This is a genomic window from Bradyrhizobium sp. I1.14.4, assembly GCF_050435825.1.
In the GTDB taxonomy this organism is placed as follows: domain Bacteria; phylum Pseudomonadota; class Alphaproteobacteria; order Rhizobiales; family Xanthobacteraceae; genus Bradyrhizobium.
Genome location: NZ_JBNDLA010000023.1, coordinates 66923 through 83040 on the forward strand (window position 1 = coordinate 66923; position 16118 = coordinate 83040).

The following is a 16118-nucleotide window of genomic DNA, read 5'->3' on the forward strand; positions in this document are numbered from 1 at the left end:
GCTCACAGTGGAGGCCGGGGCGATGCTGCGACAGTCGCGTTGATAATCTGATTGCGACGCAGGCATTCCCAGGCAAATCCGGTGATCTCTGCGCCTTGCGCGCGCTCGTAGCTGTTCGTCGAACTCCAATCAAACTTAGACGTTCGCGTCCCCACTTTGCGTTGCAAGAAATTGCGGGGCGATAATCCTGATCAGCAGAGGTTGTGGAAGTCCCCGATCATGCATCGCGTGATGCATTGGGACGATCCTTCAATGCTGGAGGAGTTTTTTCCAACGGCCCTGCAAAAGCGCAATTGACTATTCTGAATTGGACGCACCACCCCGCAGCAAATGGCGATATCCCTGTTCAGTCTTCCATTTCGCGCGGATCAGATGGCTTTCGAATGCAGTTCTTGCCCGAACAGGTTCAAGTTCCGGGTCAATATGGAGCACAAGCTGCGCTGCCTCGCGCCAATCCGCTCCTTCGGCGTCGGCATCAAGCAGCCGCAGATAGGTAATGATGTTCTCTTCATCATAGACTGTGAGCACTGAATTGGTCGGAGCCTGATCAGCGACGTCGGGATTGAGGGGTGGCTTCTTCATGACACTCTATAGCCGGGAGCTATTCTAATCTCCCGAGGCCAGTCGCCTAATTTTAGCCCAGATCAATTCTGGCACCGCCAGGGCATGCGCAAATACATATTATAGGAGATAAACCTCATAGTATGTGTGAGTCACGTCGACCTAGTAATACCCGATGACGAAGCGCGCGGCGCACGGGTCAAAACATCCAAGCGAAAATGAGCGCGCCCCTTTCAAGACCGTCATAGATAAAAGTCGGATTTTGATCTTCCGCGAGCCGGTCTGGCGGCCCGGCGACCCGCCGCACCCGGATGCGCGTCATCGCCGCCGGTCCCGCTTGCCGGATCGGCGGCGACATAGGCCGTACCTAGGAAACAGCCACGCTACCTTCGCGATAGCGCGACTCATACAGCCCCTCAGGAAGGCGAAGCCTTGGCACGCCGCGCAGATGGCGAGCGGGCGCAGTCGGACAGTGCGACAATGAAGCGCCCCGCTCAGATGAGCGGGGCGTTCGCATGCTGACCTATGCCTCAGTCGCCGTTGGACTTGCGACTGCGGGACCAGATGAGGGTGAAGGTCTCGGCGTCTTCGTCGTCGAAGAGGTTGGCGTAGATCGGAGCGTTGAAGCTCGGATCGTCCAGCTTGACCGAGAGGTAATCGCGGCCCTCGCTGGAGCGCTTCGACCAGGCGGCCCCGATCTCGGCGCGACCTACGTAGACCCGGTGGCTCGGAGCATTGTCGTTGGTGCGGTCTGTCTCGGGGACAATGCGGACGCCCTTGGTCTGGAGGCTCAGGGTGACGATTTCGCCCTGGAATTCCTGGCCGGATTTCTTGAATGAGCCGATGTTAGCCATGTCACTTCTCCTTGCTGTTTTCGAGCTCCGCGACCACCGCGGCCTCGATGGCGATCTGAAGGCCGAAGGCGATCGACGCCGCACCCGTTGGGCCGCAGCGCAGCGGAGGATGGCGGCGGTGAGACTTTCTTGCCTCGCGAGGAATGGGCGAAGCCCAGGGGAAGAAAGTCTCACCGCCGCCATTGCGGTTGAGGCGATCGAGGCGCAGCCGGCCTTCGGCCAGATCAAGCCAATGAGAGGCTAGGTGCTCGCGTGCGCTGAACAGCATTCAGGAGAAGTGCCAGGCGGCGATCGGCTCACACAAGAAGCTCCGCATTCCCAGCGAAGGAAAAGAAAACCTGGCGTGCAGAAAGGTGGCCGCCTGTCGCCGCGCAGACAGAAGACAACGCACACTAAGCGACACAGCGGATCGTGGGCTGCCGACGAGATCACCGGCTCAATCGAAGTCTCCAACAAGAGCCGCGATTATCTCTCGGTCAAGCTGGACGATCCGAGCTTCAACGCTCCGATCCACGCCAACGGAGATAGACGACAAACGCGCGCTGTCACCCGCCCATAGTCGCCGCTCCACGCGGCGCCTGCATAGGGCTGACTGCAGCACCCGGTCTGAGGGCGGGATCGATCTGCGTCGATACACCAGCCCAGGCAATGCTCCCAACAGCGATGGCGCCAAACAAAGCGAATGATTCCCGCCAGCCTTCCGAGGAAATACCGAGCTGTGCAAGGGCAAGCGTCTCGCCATAACCGGCGCGTGCCGCAGGGACCGCGAATAGTAACCCGATGACAACGCGGACAATCGGTGAGCGTGCGACGGAAAGGGCGAACTGCCCGACCACGAGCGTGAACCCGGCCGTAACGAAGCCGACGACGATGGCCGCTAAGGGACCTGCTCCGGCTTGAGATGAATAGATCCCCACCGTCATGCCGACGAAGAACGGCAATGCATGGATTGCAAGCGCGAACAGAGCCCAGCAGAAAATACCGAGCCCGACGACATTAAGGAGAATGCCGATGATAAGCATGGTGATGGTCCCGTGACAAAGGTTGCAAGGGTCGCGCCTTCCACCACCACCACGGCGCGGTCCTAGGAATAGCCGATACTGTGCTCGTTTGGAATCCCTAGCGGCCGGGCTGGCGAGCCAGATTTCCGGCCGCAATAGGCCGGCCGAGCGCATGGCCCAGTTCGCTGTAACCAGCAGAGCGGCATTGTCGCTCTGCGGGTTCGATGGATAGCAACTCAGACAGGAATAAGGTGGCGCTTACGCGCCGCCGTTGCCGAATTTCCAGACAGGGATCCCGAGCTTTCGTGCCTTGTCGGCGAGGTTGTCCTGAATGCCGGTACCGGGGAAAACGATGACACCGATCGGCAGGACGTCGAGCATCTGATCGTTGCGCTTGAACGGTGCTGCCTTGGCATGTTTGGTCCAATCGGGTTTGAAGGCGATTTGCGGAACCTTTCGGTGGTCGGCCCAGCGGGCGGCAATGCGTTCGGCGCCCTTCGGCGAACCGCCGTGCAAGAGAACCATGTCCGGATGTTTGGCATGGACCTGGTCGAGCTTGTCCCAGATCAGGCGATGATCGTTGCAGTCGAGGCCGCCGGTGAATGCGACCTTCGGCCCGGCGGGCAATAGCACCTCGGTCTCGGCCTTGCGTTTGGCGGCAAGGAAGTCCCGGCTGTCGATGACAGCCGAAGTCATGGCGCGGTGGTTCACGATCGAGCCGCTGCGCGGATGCCAGTGCGATCCGGTGTGGCGTACGAAATGGTCTGCGGCCTGGTCGCGGAAGTATTCCATGCTGTCGCGCCGCTCGATCAGCGTCATACCCTCGGCGGTAAGACGCTCGAGTTCAACCGAGCGGATTTCGGAGCCATCCTGGTCGCGTTGGCTGCGCCTCTGCGCCTGTTCGTTGTCGTCGAGTTCGCGTTCGATCCGTTCGTTGGCGCGGTGGAAAAGGTTGACGGCCGACCACAAGAGGTCTTCGAGGTCGGGTTCGAGGCGGGTTTCGCTCAAGCTCGCGATGAGGGCGTCGAAGATGTCGGCGACGGCGGCCGCGACGTGACATCCTTCGGGCAGCGGTCTCGGGTCGGGTTCGTCCTGGAAGGGGCGATAGCCGTGAAGCTGGAGTCCAGTGAGGACGTGATCGGTCGGGGATGTGGCGCATGGCTGCTCGTAGTCGGTTTCGGTGCGCTCGATCGTCATGGCGGCTTTCCTTGGTCGGATCGGCCGCGCTCATCGCGGCCTTCATGGCGACGAAAGGCGGCAGGCGGGCCGGACCTGCACCGCCGAGCGCAGCGACCGCGGCCGGAGCGCCAGCGGAGGATGGCGGGAGCCGACTATTTTGTTTCGCGATGTAAAGCGCCCTCTTTAGGGCGCGACGGAAAATAGTCGGCTCCCGCCATTGCGTGGCCGGTCCGCTCGCCGCACGGTCGCCCTCTCAAGAAGGCCATGAGCGCGGTCCTCTCTGACAATAGAAGAAGCCTCGGGATCGATCGCGCGTCGGCGGAGCGGAATAAGAGCCTCATCCCCTATTCCGGGTCCAAGCTCTCGTCCTCAGGAATCGAGCCACGTCTTCAGACACGAGCTGGACGTGCAAAGCCGCACGCAGCGCGTTGATGTTAGAGTGCCGCAGATCCCCGTTGAAATCTCCACACTGCGGCGACAGCACCATGGATTCGATCCCGACCGACTGCGCCCTGTCGAACAGTGCCGCCACCGCGCCATCGCCGGCCGGATCGTCGTCACGGACGATATAGAGTCGGCGCAGCGTTGCCGGAAACAGGATGGCTCCGAGATGCGCGGCCGAAAGTGCTGCGACCATCGCCATGGTGGGCATGACGCAGCGGAGCGACAGCATGGTCTCGATACCCTCGCCAGCTGCCATGACATCGCCAGCCGGACCGAAGCGGACCGCGTGACCGAGAAGATGACCCATCGCGCGGCGTGGGGTATCGACCGGTGCCTTGTCGCGCCCTGACGGATCGAGCCAGGTGCGATGCGCGCCGGTGATGTGGCCTTGTAGATCGGTCACGGCGGCGATCATCGCGGGCCAGGTCTCGGTTGGCGTGTCGGCGTCGGGACGATAGTAACAGCGTGGATGGTATCGGAGGCTACCGATGCCATGCAGATAGGTGATCCCGCGTCTTCGCAGATAGGTTTCCACGACCGTTCCGGCAATCGGCTGCGACATGGCAAACAGACGCCGCGCCGACTCCGGTGAACCGATCGACGCTGAAGGCGAATGAGGCCGATTGTTCGATTCCGGTTCGGATCTTGGCAGGCTAAGGAAGCGTCGTGCCTCCTCGATAACGTCGTGGAAATCAACCAGACCGCAACTTTCTCTGATGACGTCGAGCAGGTCGCCGTGCTCACCGGTTGCCGCGTCGGTCCATTTGCCCGCCGGGCGGCCACCGGTGTCACCGCCTTTCAGGCGGACGAACATCGAGCGGCCCGACGTATTCCTGACGTCACCGACCTGCCAGTAATTGCCGACGCGACGTCCCTTGGAGAGATAGTGACGGCACACCGCCTCGGCCTCGCGCGCGAGGCGATGTGCCAGCTCTGCCGCATTGCGCGGCATGTCACGCCGCCGCGCGATCGGAGATGCGGGCAATGGGACAGCACTCCAGAACCCTGGCGAGGATCGCAGGACCGGTCCTATCGACCGGGACGAAGAAACGCAGCTTCCACGAAATGATCTCGCCGAACAGGCCGTAGGCGCGCAGCCGATCCCGCATGGGTCCCGAGAAACCGGTCAATTCGATCCGGTTCGTGCTCATTACGCGGACACGCCTGAGCTGAAGACCGTCGGCGAGATCGAGGATGGTCTTGCCATCGATAAGCGCGGTGAAGGCGGCGGCGGGAGAAAGACTCGACGTTCCGACTTCCAGCGCACTGGCGACCCACGCGGGTGAGACCTTGCGACCGATAATCTGCTCGCCGCTATCGGTCTGCAGCCGATACACCCTCGTCGACTCGTTCGGCAGGCGCTTCCAAATCGGCAATAGAAGGCCTGCAACGATGTGGATTTCGCTATCGGTGAACTCCGGAACCCCGGCGACTTCGGCCGCCCAGGCGCGGGCGAAGGTGTGGCGATCGACTTCCTGCCAATGTTTCTGCGGCATCATGGCTAGCGGGACGGTCGGATGCTCCATCGGTCGGATGAGACGAACCCGGCGTTCGACCTCGCCATCGTCGAGCATCACGCTGCGGGCCGGAACCTGTACGGCGGCGCGGCCCGACTGGCTGTTGACCAGAAGAACCGCGCGGGGACCGGAGAAACGCGACAGCGCTTCATCCGATGTGACCGGACAATTGCGCTCGCGCTGGGTAATCGTCAGCAGCCGGGTCTCGGCGGAGGTGCCGGGATGGGTGTAGATCGTCTGTCGGTCGGCGACGACGAAGCTCTCGGCCGTCAACGTCTCCAGTCCAACATCATAGGTGCCGGACGCGATTGCGCCCTCGATCCGCGCGGTCAGCAATTGCTCAAACGCGGTGAAGAGGATGTTCTGCAGATCGATGGTCAGGGCCAACAGTCGATTGAGAAACGTTGTGATCGGCGGCAGCTCGTGCTTAATGCCATTTGGGTCGGTGAGCTTCAGTCCAGTCGCTTCCTCAAACACCTGAAGCGAACAATCCCTGACCTTGCCCGTGACCAGCAGAACGTAGAGTTGGCGCAGCGCATCGCGCGCGTAGTGACTTTCGAGATTGTCCTCGGGGCGGAAAAGGCCCTGCCCGCCGGTCTGGCGTTGTCCCTTTGTAATGGCACCCAACGTGTCGAGGCGCCGTGCAATGGTCGAAAGGAAGCGCTTCTCAGCCTTCACATTGGTGGCGATGGGTCGAAACAACGGAGCTTGTGCCTGGTTGGTGCGGTTGGTGCGGCCCAATCCCTGAATCGCGGCATCGGCTTTCCATCCGGCCTCCAGGAGATAATGCGTCCGCAAACGCCGATTCCTCGCCGACAGCTCCGCGTGATAGGAGCGCCCGGTACCGCCGGCGTCGGAGAAGACGAGGACGCGTTTGACGTCATCCATGAATGCCTGGGTCTCGCCGAGGTTGGCGGAGCCGGCGCGGTTCTCGACGACGAGGCGGTCGACGCCATCATTCCCTCGCTTGCTTATGATACGCCGCGAGCGCCCTGTGACTTCCGCCACGATGTCGGTGCCGAAACGCTGCACGATCTGATCGAGCGCTCCTTGAACCGGCGTCAAAGACGCCAACTTCTCGATCAAGAGGTCACGACGCGCGACGGCGTCCCGGCATTGCACCGGCTGGCCATCTCGGAAGGCCGGGCGCGACGACAGGTTACCTTCCCTGTCGGTAAACGGCTCATAGAGTTGGGTCGGGAAGCTGTGTACCAGATAATCCAGCACATATTCGCGCGGTGTGATGTCGATCTGGAGGTCGTCCCATTCCTCGGTCGGGATTTCGGCAAGCCGGCGTTCCATCAACGCCTCGCCGGTCGAGACGATCTGGATCACAGCGGCATGGCCGTCGCTCAGATCGCACTCGACTGACGCGATCAATGACGGCGTCTTCATCGCCGTGATCAGATGATTGAAGAAGCGCTGTTTCGCCGATTCGAACGCTGATCTGGCCACGGACTTGGCCTGCGCGTTCAGCGTGCCGGTCGCGCCGGTGATGTTCGCCGCCCGTATGGCCGCGGCGAGATTGTTATGAATGATCGCGAAGGCGCCGGCATAGCTGTCATAGATGCGGATTTGCTCATCCGTGAGCTGACGCTCGATCAGTTCATACTCAATTCCTTCGTAGGACAGCGACCTCGCCGTGTAGAGACCAAGCGCCTTGAGATCGCGGGCCAGCACCTCCATGGCCGCGACGCCGCCCGCCTCGATTGCTTCGACGAACTCGCTGCGCGTCGCGAACGGAAAGTCCTCCCCTCCCCACAGCCCGAGCCGCTGGGCGTAGGCGAGATTATGAACCGTAGTGGCGCCGGTCGCCGAGACATAGACAATGCGCGCGTTCGGCATGGCATGCTGAAGGCGAAGCCCCGCGCGACCCTGCTGCGACGCGGCCTGATCGCCGCGTTCGCCCTTGCCGCTTGCGGCATTCTGCATCGCGTGGCTCTCATCGAAAATGACGACACCGTCAAAATCGGCACCCAACCATTCCACAATCTGTTTGACCCGCGAAACCTTCTCGTCGCGCGCGTCGGAGCGCAGCGTAGCGTAGGTTGTGAAAAGGATGCCCTGTTCCAGACGAATCGGTGTGCCCTGGCGAAAGCGCGACAGCGGCGTGACCAACAGCCGTTTCATGCCGAGCGCCGACCAGTCGCGCTGGGCGTCCTCGACCAGCTTGTCGGACTTGCTGATCCACACCGCGCGGCGGCGGCCTTTCAGCCAGTTGTCGAGCAGGATGCCGGCGACCTGCCGGCCCTTCCCCGCGCCGGTGCCGTCTCCCAAAAACCAGCCACGCCGGAATCGCACGGCATTGTCGGCATCATCGCGCGCCGCGCAGACGAGGTCATAAGTCTCGTCAACGGTCCATGATCCCGCAAGCAGCTGGGAATGCGCCTCGCCGGCATAAATGACGGACTCAAGCTGCGCATTGGACAGCAGACCGTTGATGATGATCTCAGACGGGAGGTGCGGCCGATAGGAAGGGGTCGGTGGTGCCACCGACGCCATGGCGGCGGATTGGACCAGCTTGGTGGGATGTGGTTGAGAACCGGGAATGCGGATCGATTGAAGTGCATATTCCTCGTAAAGCGCCTCGGTGATCCGGCCGCCCTCAGCCGGTGTCCAGGCAACGGTCTCATAGGCGAGTTCAGCCGCTGCAGGATCCGCTGTAGGAGCCGCGATGCCGGACGGGCGCATAGCGTGGGCGCGGACTGGTCCCGAAACGGACGGACGCGTGATCGACGGAGCGGCAACAGCCGCAGATATCGGCAGCCGCGCTGGAACGTACTCCCTGACCCAGCGGAGCAGCGTGGCAACGTCCGGCGCCACGCCGAGAGAGGACGGAAATATTGTCGCATCGTCCGCGGACAATCGGTCGATCACAGTCAACCGCGTCTCGATGGTGGTAGCGTGCTTGGCGTAGACCTCGCCGGCAACGGCGGCGCTGAAGACGACGCGCCCGCGTTCCTGCAACCGGATGAAGGCATCGCGCCAGACCGGCTTGTCCGGCGAAGAGCTCGTCCCGGTGATCGCGACCAGCCGGCCGCCTTCGGGGAGCCGCGCCAGGGCCGACGCGATATGTCGCAAGGCAGCGTCGGCCATGCGGCGATCCACGTTGGCGGCGGCCGAGAATGGCGAGTTCATCAGGACGACGCTTGGCGTGATACCGGTGTCGAGATGATCGTTGATATGGGTGGCGTCGAAGCGCGTGACGGCGATGCCGGGAAAGAGAAGTGAAAGGAGTCCAGCGCGGGTTTCGGCGAATTCGTTGAGAACAAGCGACGCGCGCGACAGTTCGGCCAGGATCGCCAGCAAGCCCGTGCCAGCCGAAGGCTCCAGCACAACATCCGCCGGCGTGATCGCCGCTGCGGTGCTCGCCGCGAAGCCAAGCGCAAGGGGCGTGCTAAACTGTTGAAGCGCCTCACTGTCTTCAGAACGGCGGGTGTGGGTGGGAAGAAGGCCGGCGATCTTTGCCAGCATCGGCAGCATCGCTGCAGACGAATCGGCACGCGCGCGCATGGCCGGACCGAACTTGCGAAGGAACAGGACGGTGGCCGCCTCACAGGCGTCGTAAGCCGTCTTCCAGTCCCATCCACCATCGGCGTCGGAGGCACCAAAGGCGCTTTCCATCGCCTCGCGCAACATCGGTGCATCGACGCGTTGACCGCGCTCTAGATGCAGAAGAAGATGTTGCGCGGCTCTAGCGATCGTGCCGGCCTTGTTCAGCGAAGTGGGCGTAACGCGAAGCGGCGCGGCCGCAACAGCGGCCACGGATGCGGGAATGATCGTCATGGAGGAAGCCTCGGAGAGCGGGGAAGGATCGAGCCGCAGGGCGCTCTCTCGACCGCGCCGGCTCAAACCCATCCCGGCCAGCCTCTCCCTCTTACGGTGGCGGCTACGCTGACTGACCGCCAAAAAACGCAGGCCAAGTGGCTCCGCACCACGGAAGTGAAGGGAAACAGGCCCTTTTGTCACACGAGGCGGCGCGCTATCTTTCTGCCTATCGAGAATCACAGGCGAAGTGACGAGATGAACCACGAGACGATCAGGCGACGAGTAACCACGCCAGCCGAACGAGAGGCGCTGAAAGTATTCGGGCCGGTCAAGACCGAGAAAGCCGTGAGCGAGCATGAAAAGGCACAAAAGGCGTTTCACGAAAATCGCGAACGCTTGAGGGCATTGCGATTGGCGCGTGAAGCCGCCGAAAAGGCAAAGCGAACATGACGCCCACGCTTTTTCCTTCGGTCTTTACGATCGAAATCGACGGCAAGCCAACGCTCACGTTCGAAGCAAAGAGCCTCCGTGAAGCGAGCGAGATTTGCAACGCGCCGTGGCTACGCGAAGATTTTGTGTCAGCACATTCCAATGGCTCACCGTTGTGGGATGGCAAGGCCGAGTTGAGAGCGCGCATGGGCTACGAGGACGAGATCGCAACATTCAGCGAGGCTTCCAAAGATGCTCAACCGTCTGATGGAATGTTGCTGGTCTATCTCGTCGAATTGGACGACAATGACGGCGCAGAGAATTCCGAGTCCAATTCACCTACGTAACTACGCTGAGAAACGATGGCAAGATTTCTTCGAGCCGCATCGAGATGATCCTGGAGGCCTCAAAAAGAAAAAACCCGGCCCGGAATGCCGGGCTTGGGAAGGCTTAAGATAAGAAGGTGCGGGCTGGCCGGAGCGCCCGCACCTGGTAGATTATTCTGCCGCAATGATGTGCGGCCGTTCGTCGTCGGCCTCGGTGTCAACTTCGTCCTCGCGGGCCGCGAGGAACTCCGATAGCGCCTCGGGATCTGCAGCTGGCTCTCCTACCGCGCCCACCTCATCGAGACGAAGTGGTTCAGGCAGCCATCCGGTCCCTCGAGCAGTCTCTCGGCTTCCCGCGCCATGTCGCCTTTTTTGAGGTGATCGATGAGTTGCACCGATTGTTCGCCCTTTACCTCGCGCACGGCCTCGAGAATGCGAGGTTTGGTGACCCGGCCGAGATAGTTGTCGACAGTCGGCCTCCAGCCCACTGCTGCCATGTCGAGACCGACGGAACGGGCAAGAACGTTGGCATGATCGAGCCTTCGGCGTGTGCCGTGGGCGGAGATGCGTCCCTCATTGTAGCGGTTGGCTGGCTCGTAGAGCGCGTTGACCGCGGATGACGCGCAATGCGCGAACAACGCGGCCTGCTCTTTTCCGTCGAACGCAGTGAGCACGTTCCACAAATCGGCTTCGTCCTTGGGCAGGCGGCCTTTCCATCCGTCATGGCGAGCGTCGATAGCTTGCGCCGATGCACTCTCCTTCGAGCCGGGTGCTTGAGCGGGGAAGGTCGGGGTCCGGATCGCAATTTCCAGGCAGCCGTCCGAAGACGCGAAGCGGTAGAAAGTTGCCAGCACGATATTGTGCAGCACCGCCTGGAAGGCGACGGCCGGATCGTTCGCCGGCGCATTGCGCAACGCCAGTGTGCGATGCGCGGTCAGCTCGGTGATGAGCCGATCCGGCAGCGGCCTGACCGTGTCGTCGTCCTCCTCCTCGACCGCTGGCGCACCGCCGACCGTGATCACCGCGTTGGACCACGCCATTGGCAGCTGGCCTGTCGTCGTTGGTCTGGACGTCGCCTTGTACTTCGCTTTCGGAATCGACGGCGCTGGGTGCCTCATCCCCTGGCCGCACGAAGCCACGGGCGATCGACAGCAAACCCTCGGCATCGACGCTGACGAACACGCCGGCGCGGGCGATCTCTGCCGGATCGTAGACAAGCGATCGAGATTCCAGGACGGACCGCGCCGCCTCGATTTCTCCGAGGCGCTGATCGATCTCGTCCGGCAGTTCGTCGGCGTCCTTGTAATCCTCCTCGATCTTGGCGTACTCGGCGTTGAGGGCGTCAAGCGTCGCCCGCTCCTCCTCCGTCAGATCAGCCGGTTCACCCTCAATCTCGCGCAAGCCGTTGGTGTGGCCGGAGGGAAAATCGACCGCCACTGCGATCCACTTCCAGCCCTCAACCGCGATCGTCTCGGCCTCAGCCTTCAGCTTTTCGGTGACGAGACGGTCGAGCAGTGGAACGTCCTGCAACCAGCCGCCGTCGTCATGCGCGAACAGATTACGCATCACGGTACCGCCGGCCCGCTCGTAGGCTTCGAGCCCGATGAACTGCGCGCGGCGGTCGGACGCACGCACTGTATCCTCCGTGAGCATCCGACGAATCTGATAGGGTTCGTCATTGCCGGAGCAGCCTACGCCATCCCAAATCTGCTCCTGCCGCGCATGATCGCCAGTCACTGCAAACGCCATCAACTGTTCGAGTGTCATGCCATCGTCGGCATAGATGTCGTGCAACTTCGGCGACACTGACGCCAGACGCAGGCGCTGCTTGACGATCGCCGGCGAGACGAAGTGCCGGGCGGCAATATCCTCTTCGCTCATGCCACCGTCATGCAGCAGCTTGAACGCGCGGAACTGATCGAGCGGATGTAGACCGACCCGCTCGTCATTCTCGGCGAGGGAATCGTCCTCGGCGATGCTCCTCCATCCCTGATAATGCAAGGGACAGGTTGCGTCTTCGCCATACGCTTCTGCTTGACCAGCAATTCGAGCGCGATAGCGTCGTCCGCCGGCGGGTACCTCGAACATGCCGGTCTCCTGTCCGTCGGCATCGACGACCGCACGAACGCTCAAGCTTTGTAACAGCGTGCGCTGAGCGATGCTTTCTGCCAGTTGCTCGATCGAGACGCCGGCCTTCACGCGGCGGACGTTGGACTGGCTGAGCACCAACTTGTTGAAGGGAATATCGCGGGAGGAACTGGGTTTGATTTTCTGAACGCTTGCCATGTCAGATTCTTCACGACGGGCGGCCGGGAGACTCTCTCTCGACCTCCACCCCATCACAGACAAGCCGGCGCTCCTCTCACTCTCTAACGCGCAGCATCTGCTGAAGGCTAAAACGGCGTGCGGATGCATCATGCGGCCTCCTGGTTGCTCTCAACGACGGAATCGATCGCGGGCGGCAGAAAGGCGAGCAGGAAATCAGCGGCTTTCGATGCCGCGCTCGCGGCGCGCATGACGGCCCGATTATCCTCGCGCAGCACGTCCAGCCACGAGCCAATATAATCGGCGTGCCGCACCGTAGGCACGATACCGAGCGACGCGCAACTGAACGCAGACGAGATTTCCGCAACCAACTCCTCAAAGGCATACTTCTTGGTACCAAAGCTGCCTGACAGGTCACGGTTGAGACGTGAGGGATGGCCGCAGGCATGTGCCAATTCATGCAGGGCCGTTCGATGCCAATTGATCGGTTCGAAATAGGCTTGGGGTGGCGGCACCTGCACATAATCTTCCTTCGGCGCATAAAAGGCACGGTTGCCGCCGATCCGGAAGTCGATCCCGGTCGCCTTGATCAGGTATTCGACGTGCGGCTCGATCAGGCCTGGCGGCGGAGGCGGCGCCGTTGTTGCGATCTCTGCAGGCAGGCCGTCGCATTGATCGCTGTTGAAGACCGTGAAGCGCTTGAGGAACGGAATGGCCTGCGCTTCCTCACCGTTCTCGCTCGCGCGGCGCCTTTCGTCGACCGGCACAAAGCGGTCGGCGTAGACGACGGTCGTGCCGCGCTCGCCCTTGCGGACGTGACCACCGAGCGACAGCGCCTGGCGGAATGTAAGCCAGCTCTGACCGGTGAATGCGCGCTCAGTGGCGGCTCCCCAGAGAATCAGAATGTTGATGCCGCTGTATTGACGGCCGGTCGCAGCGTTTTTGGGCATAGCCAAAGTCGCCTTCGCCGCCGCGGTACCCCAAGGCTGCACCCACGGCACTCGGCCAGCCTCCAGTTCGGCGATGATCTTGTTGGTGATTTCGTCATAAAGGCTCGTCCGGTCCTCACTGGTGCGCGCCCGAGGATAATGTCTGGACATCGCGGATCTCCGCGACGGGCGCCGCGAGCCTCTCTCGCAGCCTGTAACCCGTCACGGCAAAACCGCGCGACACTCTGACTCTCGCCTCTACCTGAGAGAATGCGAAATCTGCGACGCAGCCCGCCTTGCATCGGATATTCATGGGAATTGCGTTGAACTACCTAGGGCCGCAGGCCCGACCAGGCGTGCGCCAGGGGCGCATCGCCTCAACGGAAAATGGCACCCGGAGAGCGTGAGCATAGCGACCCGAAGGGGCACGCGGGTCCGAGTGCAGCGACGAGACCGGTTCAATAGCGGCACCCGGGAACGGGGCAGTGATAGCGATCGCCGCAGGCGAGCCCCTTTTCCGAGTGCCCCCGGCGAGGAGCTCCGCTCCCTTTGCGCGAGGGATCGACGCCGCGCGGCCGAGACGCAAAGCGGCTCGGTTTACGAGAGCCCGGTGCGGCGAAAGCCGCACGCGCTCTGGCCGACCAACTCCGCCAAAACTTGAATCAGCGGATCTAGATTTCCTCGCGCGCATTCGTCTGCGCGTCATAGATCCTGATCTGAAGCATGGGAAAACGCTTCTTTAGTTCTTCGCCACCTGCCCTGGCGCCGTCTCTGGTTGCAAATTCAGCTTTGAGCCGGCCGTCCACTTCAAGCGCGTAACCAGAAGCCGGCAATTCACGGGTGGCTGCAACCATTTGATTCCCATTGTGCAGTGAGGTGATTGGGAATGATGCGTAGCGCGAGTCGCCCAAGCCGCGCCAGATCCACCGACCCAAATGCGGTGATAAACCATTGCACATTGTGGATTGGCGCCTTGCTGGGATTGATCGGGATAGGGGGGAGCCTCGCAGCTCCGCCCCTCCCACACCACCGTGCGAACGGGTCCGTACACGGCGGTTCGAGAAGTTGCGCTAACACGATTGGAACAAGGATGTCAGGCCGAGCGATTTGAAGTATGCATTTGAGAGCCCAGTAGAGAGGGCTCTGCTGCGGGCGAGATACCAAGGACCGCGGCCGCTGCCGGCCGTGTTCCTTGCAGCCCACTCTGAGACCCCATTTGCGATGAGTGCTGCGCGGCGGCGCCGTGGAGTTTTCCATTGGCGCCACAGAGCGGCCCGCAGTCGCAGTCGGACCCAGCGAGTGAGGGCTATCAGCACCTCGGGCGTTTCGCAGAAGCCGAAATAGCCGCGCCAGCCCCGCATATAGGTGGCCAGTTCTTCCATTGTCGTCTTGATGCTGACGCCCTTTGCCTTTCGCGTGATCTCCCGGATTCGCTGTTTGAAGCGTTCCAGAGATTTCCGCGCGATCGTGCGCTTGATGCCTGGACCAGCGGTGAAGCTGAACCCGAGAAACGTCCGCTCCTGCGGTCGTGCCACCGCACTCTTCGCCTCATTTACCTTGAGTTTGAGCTTTTGTGAGATGAAGCGCGAGATGCTCTCCATTACCCGCTGACCCGCGCGTTCGCTGCGAACGTAGATGTTACAGTCGTCCGCATATCGAGCAAAGCGGTGTCCTCGGCGCTCCAACTCGCGGTCGAGTTCGTCGAGCACGAGGTTACTTAGCAGTGGCGAAAGAGGACCTCCTTGCGGAGTTCCTTCCACGCTCGGACTGACCAGTCCATTCTCCATCACCCCGGCATTCAAAAATGCCCGAATGAGCTTTAACAGCCGCTTGTCCTCGACGCGCTTGGCTATTTGGCCCATCAGTTTGTCATGATTGACTCGATCGAAGAATTTTTCCAAATCGAGATCGATCACCCATCCGTGGCCTTGCGCAATATATTGCTGCGCTTGAGCCACGGCGGGATGCGCCGACCGACGCGGTCGGAACCCATAGCTGTATTGGGAGAACGTTGGATTCCATTGCCTTTGCAGAACCTGCATCACCGCTTGTTGGATAAAGCGATCTAGCACGGTTGGGATGCCAAGCTTTCGCACCCCTCCTCCATCCGGCTTCGGGATTTCCACCCGTCTCACCGGTTTTGGTTCGTAGGTTCCGTTCAGCAATTGCTCCCGAATGGACGGCCAGTGCTGCTTCAGGTAGTCGCCAAGCTGATCGACCGTCATCCGGTCGACGCCCGCGCTGCCTTTGTTGCTTCTCACCTGCCGCAATGCCTCCTTCAAGTTTGCTCGTTCACATATTTCCTCCATGATTCGGCTCGTGTTGGCTGGGCGTTCGGGTTCATGCACCACCGGGAGCGATTCGATGTCTTCCCGTCCCGCCTGCCGGGCTTCACCCGTCGGCGTCGATGAGAAGTCCAGTCTCAACTGGATGTTCAGCCGCGTGTCGCTCTCGAGAATCATGTCCTAATTGCCTCTCCTCTCGTTCGGGCCTTCAGTCACCGTTCCCGGCTCGGCCTATCTGTTGACTCCGCCTTTCGGCATGGAGTGCCTCACTAGCCTCGCCGACGACATGACCCACTATGCCCTCTGCTGACTTCTGCCCCGCGGTCAGGATGCCTCGCGGCATTCTCAGTCGCCGAAGCGACACGGGACAGATCTCCTGGGGTAAGCTCAGCCGCCTTCCGCGCACTGTCGCCGAATCTACGCTTCGCATCTTTGATGGATATGGACTTCGCGGTACGTTGCCCGCTTGTCCGACGCTAGCGCCTTGTATTCGGTTTTTGTCCATCGACTCACGCGTTTGCTCGATGCTTCCTTCAGACACCGCCTCGCGGCGGCAGCCC

The 16118-nt window shown here is 61.6% G+C and carries 14 protein-coding genes and 1 pseudogene; 3 read left to right on the forward strand and 12 right to left on the reverse strand.

Translation table 11 applies throughout. The features are described 5' to 3' along the window. Nucleotides 1–2 precede the first annotated feature (2 nt). The 4 genes from ABIB78_RS31025 to ABIB78_RS31040 form a co-directional block, all read right to left on the reverse strand. On the reverse strand, nt 3–155 hold the full coding sequence (locus ABIB78_RS31025) for a transcriptional regulator domain-containing protein (protein ID WP_429031584.1): 153 nt from the start codon (nt 153–155) through the stop codon (nt 3–5). Nucleotides 156–297: 142 nt separating this feature from the next. Then, a complete protein-coding gene (locus ABIB78_RS31030; RefSeq protein WP_429031524.1) occupies nt 298–582 on the reverse strand; it encodes a DUF2285 domain-containing protein in 285 nt (94 codons plus the stop codon). A gap of 509 nt (nt 583–1091) precedes the next feature. Continuing rightward, nucleotides 1092–1415, reverse strand: a complete 324-nt coding sequence (locus ABIB78_RS31035) for a DUF736 domain-containing protein (protein WP_429031527.1) — start codon at nt 1413–1415, stop codon at nt 1092–1094. Between the two features lies 1 nt (nt 1416). After that, the gene (locus tag ABIB78_RS31040; protein ID WP_429031530.1) at nt 1417–1683 is read right to left on the reverse strand and encodes a hypothetical protein; all 267 of its coding nucleotides are present in this window, start codon (nt 1681–1683) and stop codon (nt 1417–1419) included. Between the two features lie 75 nt (nt 1684–1758). Between ABIB78_RS31040 and ABIB78_RS31045 the strand changes: the two genes are divergently transcribed. After that, nucleotides 1759–1974, forward strand: coding sequence for a DUF736 family protein (locus ABIB78_RS31045; RefSeq protein WP_429031532.1), 216 nt, complete (start codon nt 1759–1761; stop codon nt 1972–1974). Here the strand turns inward: ABIB78_RS31045 and ABIB78_RS31050 are convergent. The 4 genes from ABIB78_RS31050 to ABIB78_RS31065 all read right to left on the reverse strand — a co-directional run bounded on the left by ABIB78_RS31050 (nt 1961) and on the right by ABIB78_RS31065 (nt 9342). After that, nucleotides 1961–2437, reverse strand: coding sequence for a hypothetical protein (locus tag ABIB78_RS31050; RefSeq protein ID WP_429031534.1), 477 nt, complete (start codon nt 2435–2437; stop codon nt 1961–1963). The genes ABIB78_RS31045 and ABIB78_RS31050 overlap by 14 nt on opposite strands. A gap of 237 nt (nt 2438–2674) precedes the next feature. Next, nucleotides 2675–3613, reverse strand: a complete 939-nt coding sequence (locus tag ABIB78_RS31055) for a DUF2493 domain-containing protein (RefSeq protein ID WP_429031536.1) — start codon at nt 3611–3613, stop codon at nt 2675–2677. Nucleotides 3614–3932: 319 nt separating this feature from the next. After that, nucleotides 3933–4991 (reverse strand): DUF7146 domain-containing protein, encoded by a 1059-nt coding sequence (locus ABIB78_RS31060; protein ID WP_429031537.1) that lies wholly within the window; start codon nt 4989–4991, stop codon nt 3933–3935. A 1-nt stretch (nt 4992) separates the two neighbouring features. Then, on the reverse strand, nt 4993–9342 hold the full coding sequence (locus ABIB78_RS31065; protein ID WP_429031539.1) for a strawberry notch-like NTP hydrolase domain-containing protein: 4350 nt from the start codon (nt 9340–9342) through the stop codon (nt 4993–4995). 237 nt (nt 9343–9579) lie between these two features. Here ABIB78_RS31065 and ABIB78_RS31070 point away from each other — a divergent pair, with 237 nt between their 5' ends. Further along, complete coding sequence (locus ABIB78_RS31070) at nt 9580–9774, forward strand: hypothetical protein (RefSeq protein WP_429031541.1); 195 nt, start codon at nt 9580–9582, stop codon at nt 9772–9774. Continuing rightward, nucleotides 9771–10100 (forward strand): hypothetical protein, encoded by a 330-nt coding sequence (locus tag ABIB78_RS31075; RefSeq protein WP_429031543.1) that lies wholly within the window; start codon nt 9771–9773, stop codon nt 10098–10100. The genes ABIB78_RS31070 and ABIB78_RS31075 overlap by 4 nt, the downstream gene beginning before the upstream one ends. A 150-nt stretch (nt 10101–10250) precedes the next feature. On the opposite strand, the pseudogene ABIB78_RS31080 reads toward ABIB78_RS31075, so the two are convergent. The 4 genes and pseudogenes from ABIB78_RS31080 to ltrA form a co-directional block, all read right to left on the reverse strand. Further along, nucleotides 10251–12365: pseudogene (locus tag ABIB78_RS31080) on the reverse strand (ParB/RepB/Spo0J family partition protein). Nucleotides 12366–12493: 128 nt separating this feature from the next. Further along, nucleotides 12494–13444: an ArdC family protein gene (locus tag ABIB78_RS31085; protein ID WP_429031545.1), complete on the reverse strand. Its 951-nt coding sequence runs from the start codon at nt 13442–13444 to the stop codon at nt 12494–12496. A 500-nt stretch (nt 13445–13944) separates the two neighbouring features. Next, entirely contained in the window at nt 13945–14127 is a 183-nt protein-coding gene (locus tag ABIB78_RS31090) for a hypothetical protein (protein ID WP_028153819.1), read from the reverse strand. 216 nt (nt 14128–14343) lie between these two features. Continuing rightward, entirely contained in the window at nt 14344–15735 is a 1392-nt protein-coding gene (gene ltrA / locus ABIB78_RS31095) for a group II intron reverse transcriptase/maturase (RefSeq protein ID WP_429031548.1), read from the reverse strand. Between the last annotated feature and the right edge of the window lie 383 nt (nt 15736–16118).

What these genes read in the sequence shown, in the direction of transcription:
- ABIB78_RS31030 (WP_429031524.1), bottom strand. Translation starts at nt 582, where the DNA reads ATGAAGAAGCCACCCCTCAATCCCGACGTCGCTGATCAGGCTCCGACC.
- ABIB78_RS31035 (WP_429031527.1), bottom strand. Translation starts at nt 1,415, where the DNA reads ATGGCTAACATCGGCTCATTCAAGAAATCCGGCCAGGAATTCCAGGGC.
- ABIB78_RS31040 (WP_429031530.1), bottom strand. Translation starts at nt 1,683, where the DNA reads ATGCTGTTCAGCGCACGCGAGCACCTAGCCTCTCATTGGCTTGATCTG.
- ABIB78_RS31050 (WP_429031534.1), bottom strand. Translation starts at nt 2,437, where the DNA reads ATGCTTATCATCGGCATTCTCCTTAATGTCGTCGGGCTCGGTATTTTC.
- ABIB78_RS31055 (WP_429031536.1), bottom strand. Translation starts at nt 3,613, where the DNA reads ATGACGATCGAGCGCACCGAAACCGACTACGAGCAGCCATGCGCCACA.
- ABIB78_RS31060 (WP_429031537.1), bottom strand. Translation starts at nt 4,991, where the DNA reads ATGCCGCGCAATGCGGCAGAGCTGGCACATCGCCTCGCGCGCGAGGCC.
- ABIB78_RS31065 (WP_429031539.1), bottom strand. Translation starts at nt 9,342, where the DNA reads ATGACGATCATTCCCGCATCCGTGGCCGCTGTTGCGGCCGCGCCGCTT.
- ABIB78_RS31070 (WP_429031541.1), top strand. Translation starts at nt 9,580, where the DNA reads ATGAACCACGAGACGATCAGGCGACGAGTAACCACGCCAGCCGAACGA.
- ABIB78_RS31075 (WP_429031543.1), top strand. Translation starts at nt 9,771, where the DNA reads ATGACGCCCACGCTTTTTCCTTCGGTCTTTACGATCGAAATCGACGGC.
- ABIB78_RS31085 (WP_429031545.1), bottom strand. Translation starts at nt 13,444, where the DNA reads ATGTCCAGACATTATCCTCGGGCGCGCACCAGTGAGGACCGGACGAGC.
- ABIB78_RS31090 (WP_028153819.1), bottom strand. Translation starts at nt 14,127, where the DNA reads ATGGTTGCAGCCACCCGTGAATTGCCGGCTTCTGGTTACGCGCTTGAA.
- ltrA (WP_429031548.1), bottom strand. Translation starts at nt 15,735, where the DNA reads ATGATTCTCGAGAGCGACACGCGGCTGAACATCCAGTTGAGACTGGAC.